Genomic DNA, 4,980 nt, shown 5'->3' with positions numbered 1-4,980 from the left:
GTCGCCGTGCAGGCCGAGGCGGCGCGCGCCACGGCGCTGGCGATGGACGCGCTGCGCGGCGCCGGGCGCGCCCCCTCCCCCTGGGCCGGCATCCCGATCTCGGTGAAGGATCTGTTCGACCAGGAGGGCGTGCCCACCCGCGCCGGCGCCGCCGTGCTGGCCGAGGCACCGCCCGCCGCCGGCACGGCGCCGGCCGTGGCGCGGTTGCAGCGCGCCGGCTTCGTCGTGCTGGGGCGCACCAACATGGTGGAATTCGCCTTCAGCGGGCTCGGCGTGAACCCGCATTTCGGCACCCCCCTCTCGCCCTATGACCGCGCCACGGGGCGGCTGCCGGGCGGCTCCTCCTCCGGCGCGGCGGTGGCCGTGGCCGACGGCATGGGGCTCGGCGCGCTGGGCTCCGACACCGGCGGCTCCTGCCGCGTGCCGGCCGCGCTCTGCGGCATCGTGGGCTACAAGCCGACCGCCCGCCAGGTGCCGCTCGCCGGCGTGCTGCCACTGTCGCCCAGCCTCGACAGCATCGGGCCGCTGGCCAACACGGTCGGCTGCTGCGCCGTGCTGCACGCGCTGATGGCCGGGGCCGAGAGCGCGGCCCCCCCCGTGCCGCGCCCGGTGGCCGGGCTGCGCCTCGGCATCCCCGAGGGCACCTTCCTGTTCGAGGGGCTGGAGCCGGCCGTGGCCGCCGCCTTCGACCGCGCCGTGGCCCGGCTGCGCGATGCCGGCGCCTTCATCGAGCGCTTCGCCCTGCCGGAGCTGGGCGACATCCCGGTGGCCAATGCGGCGGGCGGCTTCGCGGCGGCCGAATCCTATGCCTGGCACCGCGGGCTGATCGAGCGGGCGGGCGCGGGCTACGACCCGCGCATCCTCTCGCGCATCCGGCGGGGCGCGGCGATCAGCGCGGCCGACTACCAGGCGCTGGTCCAGGCCCGCGCCCGCATCATCGCCGCCGCCGCGCCGCGCCTCGCCCCCTATGACGCCGTGCTCTGCCCGACCGCGGCGCTGACCCCGCCGCCGCTCTCCGCCGTGGCGGAGGAAGCGGAGTACAACCGCATCAACCTGCTGCTGCTGCGCAACACGGCGGCCTTCAACTTCCTCGATGGCTGCAGCATCAGCCTGCCCTGCCACGCCCCGGGCGAGGCGCCGGTCGGGCTGATGCTGAGCCGCATGGGCGGCGGCGACGCGGCGCTGTTCCAGGCGGCGGCCTCGGTCGAGGCGGCGCTGGCCGGCTGAGGGCCCTGCGGCGGCGATCGGGGCGCCCGCGATCGCGGGGCTTCCCATCGCCGCCGCATCCGGCTAAACAGGCCCCCGGCGAGGACCCGTAGCTCAGCTGGATAGAGCGTTGCCCTCCGAAGGCAAAGGTCGCACGTTCGAATCGTGTCGGGTCCGCCAATCTTTTCAAGCACTTAGATTACAGCGTCTCCCGCCGCAGCGCCACCCAGCAAGCGCATAGCAAGCAGGACGAGACAGAACCGTGGTCTTCTGATCTCGGTCACCGGCCCCCGCAGCGTGGGCCTGACGGTCCCCAACACGGTTTCCGCGACGGTCTCTCCCGGCATCATCAGGATCGTCTCCGGCGGCATGATCCAACCGGGTTCGTCGTAGCTTCTGCACCATGGTCCCGCTGACCTTCCCGTAGATCAGCGACCGCAGCCCGATCTCCCACCGTTGCAGGTCCTCGGCGATCTCGATGAGGTGCTTGAGGGAGCGGCCGATCCGGTCGAGGCGGTAGGTCACGATGACATCGCCGGGCCGCGCGATCTCCAACGCCTTACGAAGCTCGGGCCGGTCGGTCCTCGCCCCGCTGGCCGCCTCGACGAAGACGCGCTCACACCCGGCGGCGTGGAGGGCGTCCATCTGAAGGTCATGGCGTTGAGACCCGCCGTCGCTCACGCGGGCATACCCAATAATCATGCAGTCCTCCTAAATATCGACCGCTCCGACTGAAGTCGGAAGAGTCCATTCAGGATAGGTTATCGCGGCCGTCTTTCAGCAAATAATTCAGCGGGAACGGCTCTCCATTCGAGATCCGTTTGTGCAAACTTAAATTGGACCGTTTGGTAGACCGTCATGGCGCACAAGCGCGGCGGTCAACGTCGGGCGGGCAGAGAGAGCGGCAGGGGCGGTGGGACGAGGCAGCCGGAAATCCCTGCCGCCGTGGCAACCTCAGAGCGGGATGCGTCACGCCGGGCGAATTTGCATCAGGTGCAACTTCTTTCCCTTGCGAGTGGAAGTCACGCTAACCTCGGTGTCCCATAGCGGCTTAACGATGTCACTCATCATGCCGGGCGGGACCACGACAGTTACCTTCTTCTTGTCGCTCATAAGAAGCTGGATTTCGTCCTGCTTCTTCATCGAGTTGGCGACCTTCAGCATGCCACTTAAGTGGACGGTTTCCCCTTCCTCGCCCTTGCCTTTGTCCTTCTCTGGCAGCACGTCTAGCGGGACAAGCTCTGGCGTCTCGTCTGAAGGCTGCCGCATTGCAACTTGCTTGACGCGCCCTCTGCGCACCGTGGTGAAACCGACCATGTTCAGCTTCGCGCCATCCGGCTGAAGCGTGCGAGCAAGGCTTACGAAGTTGCGGTAATATGCCTCTTCTTTGATCCGATGCCTAAGCTGCTCCGCATTTCCCTCAGCATAGAGTTGGAGGCAATCCAAGAGTTCATCTATCACCTCCTCGCCGGTCGAAAGTCCCGGAAGGGACCGCTGCGGCGACGAGCCAACGCGAAATGTCACCGCGAAGCACGCTGCTCGCGGCACCGACATGTAGAGTTCCAAATCCTGCGCCAGTTGCCCGCCCCGGCGCCCTTTGTCTCGGTATGGGCGGTTCTGCTTACGCTCCGCAGTTCGGAAGAGAAGCGTCTCCGTGCTGCGAACTCTAGAGAGTAAAGCATCAGTCGGGGCCATACCAAAGCCGACCGACTTGCCCGTGATCGCCATCTGTATTTCGTCGTCGCTGAGTTCTACGCCACGAAGCTCAAGATGACGCTGGAAGGAAACCTGCTCAAGAAGGTCTCGTAACTCATCAGCGATGTCGGAAGGTGGCTCTCCCGCGAGAGCCTTGTAAATCAGCTTCTCCGCATCTTCGAGTCGCCCGCAATCCTGAGCAAGAGTGGCGGCGCTCCGGAACAGCACAGATCGGGTTGGTTCCGCGCTAGTATCATGAAGCAGCGCATGCGCCGCAGTAGCCTCCAAATCGTAAGCCAACTGGAAATGAGAATGGGCAGCGGCAGTATTTCCCCTTGCCTTTTCCATCAAGGCAAGGTCGCTCTGCTCCATCGCTTGGCGATGGATTTTCTTGATATCCGTCACTTGCTTTCTACGCAGGCAATCGGCGTGCCGAACTCAATGACCGCAACTAGTCCCGGCGCCACATGGTCGGTGGGCTTCAGCTGATCCTTCTTCTGACGGACCCTCGCGTCGAGTTGTGCCTTCGTTCCGGTGAGGATGCCGGAGACTTCGAGGCGTCGGTTCCCCGCGAATGGCAGGCCCTCGTAGTCCTTCTCACCGAGCCAATAATCGAACCCGGTCATCTTCCTTGACCGCTCTACGACAACAAGGCCTGTCATCTCCTTGACTACGAGGATGGCAACTCCGCTTGCTCCACTCTCCGTCGCTTCCTGCATGTCCGCATAGCAACGCCGCTGCTGATCATCGACGGGAGGCCATTCAACATGGAAATCTTCGGGGACCAGACCCGCCTTCAGGACACGAACACCGGCCTGATGCTTCTCGTTCTCGAAGCACACGGCAGCAGCTTCGGCCATTCGCAACCCTGAAACAGGAGTTAGGCCGGGCATACCTTCGCCGAGCGCCGCAAGAGTCATTGTCGGCTTTTTGGACTTTTTGCCCGTTCCCTTCGCTGCTGAAGGTGACTTCGGTTCCCCCGGTGGCTTTCCCATTAGAGTTTCTTTGCCTTCCCCCGCGCCCTCTTGGCGATACCGTTGCAGCTCCGAGACGCCTAACATACGAGTGCGCCCCTCCCGTGCATAGCGGTGACGGTCTCCTCTCCCGCACCGACGATCAAGTGGGTTTCGTCGGAAGTCGCGGATGACGGCCGTCGTAGCGCGCGCGAAATCGCCGCCCCGATCCGTGGCGGCCGATAGTGATCCATCGCTGCCGTCCCTCGCTCATCCGGTAGAACAGGACGTAGCTGACCGCAGCGGACTGCTGGCGGCGGATACCGAAGCCGCTCACCGCTGCATCCCACACCATCTCGCCGGGGCCAATGGCGCGCACCTCGCGCAAGCCGATCCGCCGCCGTCTATCCTCAACCGTGCCGTCCATCGCGGGGCAGGTTGGCCTCGCAAAATGCGGCGCCAAGAATTTCCGGAGGTGGAATTCAGCAAGCAGGTAGCAAGCACCTCGTCGCCGAAACCGGGTTCGTGCTCGGCGCCTCGTGACCGCCACCGGCAGCGACTCGTTGAGGAATCACACCGCTACGTGGATCAGGCCCGGCGGCGCCTGCCCGTGGATTTCTCCGAAGGCAAAGGTCGTACGTTCGAATCGTATCGGGTCGGCCACCCTTCCCCGCCTGACCTGTCCCGCGCGCGCCAGCCAGGCGCCTAGCGCGGGCGCGGCGCGTTGGTCTCCACCACCTGCTGGTAGGCCACGAGGTCGAGGAAGGCCTCCGCCTCGACCACCACGCCGTCGCGCATGCGGAAGATCCAGACGAACTGGTTGCGGTAGGGCGCTCCGGAGGTGGTGGTGGCGGCGCCGTCGAAGCGGATGACGACATGCTCGCCCACCGCCCAGAGCTGGCGCAGCTCCGGCCGGATCGGCGTCGCCAGCCGGCTGACCAGCGGCTGCGAGGCGCGCGCCAGGAAATCCTCGACCCCCTGATAGGTGCCGGCGACCGGGCCGGAGCCGTGGATCGTCCAGCGCACATCCGGCGCCAGCAGGCGGAACACGCTCTCGCCGCGCTGCGCCCAGCCCTCGAAGGCGGCGCGCACCAGCGCGGCGTTGCGGTCGGCGGCGGCGTCGGGC

The 4,980-nt window shown here is 66.2% G+C and carries 6 protein-coding genes and 1 tRNA gene; 2 read left to right on the top strand and 5 right to left on the bottom strand.

Features of this window, described 5'->3' with window-relative positions; genetic code table 11:
- Nucleotides 1–1,227 (top strand): amidase (locus HMPREF0731_RS14570; protein ID WP_007004923.1); only part of this gene is annotated, 1,227 nt, incomplete at its 5' end.
- Nucleotides 1,228–1,309: 82 nt separating this feature from the next.
- Nucleotides 1,310–1,386, top strand: a tRNA-Arg gene (locus HMPREF0731_RS14565).
- A 6-nt stretch (nucleotides 1,387–1,392) separates the two neighbouring features.
- Here the strand turns inward: HMPREF0731_RS14565 and HMPREF0731_RS23240 are convergent.
- From HMPREF0731_RS23240 to HMPREF0731_RS14545, 5 genes are all read right to left on the bottom strand, one after another.
- Nucleotides 1,393–1,908, bottom strand: a complete 516-nt coding sequence (locus HMPREF0731_RS23240; protein WP_007004922.1) for a recombinase family protein — start codon at nucleotides 1,906–1,908, stop codon at nucleotides 1,393–1,395.
- Between the two features lie 267 nt (nucleotides 1,909–2,175).
- Nucleotides 2,176–3,306, bottom strand: a complete 1,131-nt coding sequence (locus tag HMPREF0731_RS23235) for a hypothetical protein (RefSeq protein ID WP_007004921.1) — start codon at nucleotides 3,304–3,306, stop codon at nucleotides 2,176–2,178.
- Nucleotides 3,303–3,962, bottom strand: coding sequence for a hypothetical protein (locus tag HMPREF0731_RS24415; protein ID WP_157136133.1), 660 nt, complete (start codon nucleotides 3,960–3,962; stop codon nucleotides 3,303–3,305). The genes HMPREF0731_RS23235 and HMPREF0731_RS24415 overlap by 4 nt, the downstream gene beginning before the upstream one ends.
- Nucleotides 3,963–4,017: 55 nt before the next feature.
- Nucleotides 4,018–4,281: a hypothetical protein gene (locus HMPREF0731_RS24410; RefSeq protein ID WP_007004919.1), complete on the bottom strand. Its 264-nt coding sequence runs from the start codon at nucleotides 4,279–4,281 to the stop codon at nucleotides 4,018–4,020.
- Nucleotides 4,282–4,559: 278 nt separating this feature from the next.
- A partial coding sequence (locus HMPREF0731_RS14545; protein ID WP_007004918.1) for a nuclear transport factor 2 family protein occupies nucleotides 4,560–4,980 on the bottom strand: 421 nt, incomplete at its 5' end.

This window comes from Pseudoroseomonas cervicalis ATCC 49957 (genome assembly GCF_000164635.1).
Lineage (GTDB): Bacteria > Pseudomonadota > Alphaproteobacteria > Acetobacterales > Acetobacteraceae > Pseudoroseomonas > Pseudoroseomonas cervicalis.
The sequence above is the reverse complement of the archived record's forward strand: the minus strand, read 5'-3'. Positions and strand labels throughout refer to the sequence as shown.

Excerpts from the sequence above, each read along its gene's own strand:
- HMPREF0731_RS23240 (WP_007004922.1), bottom strand. The coding sequence starts at position 1,908 with ATGATTATTGGGTATGCCCGCGTGAGCGACGGCGGGTCTCAACGCCAT.
- HMPREF0731_RS24415 (WP_157136133.1), bottom strand. The coding sequence starts at position 3,962 with ATGTTAGGCGTCTCGGAGCTGCAACGGTATCGCCAAGAGGGCGCGGGG.
- HMPREF0731_RS24410 (WP_007004919.1), bottom strand. The coding sequence starts at position 4,281 with ATGGACGGCACGGTTGAGGATAGACGGCGGCGGATCGGCTTGCGCGAG.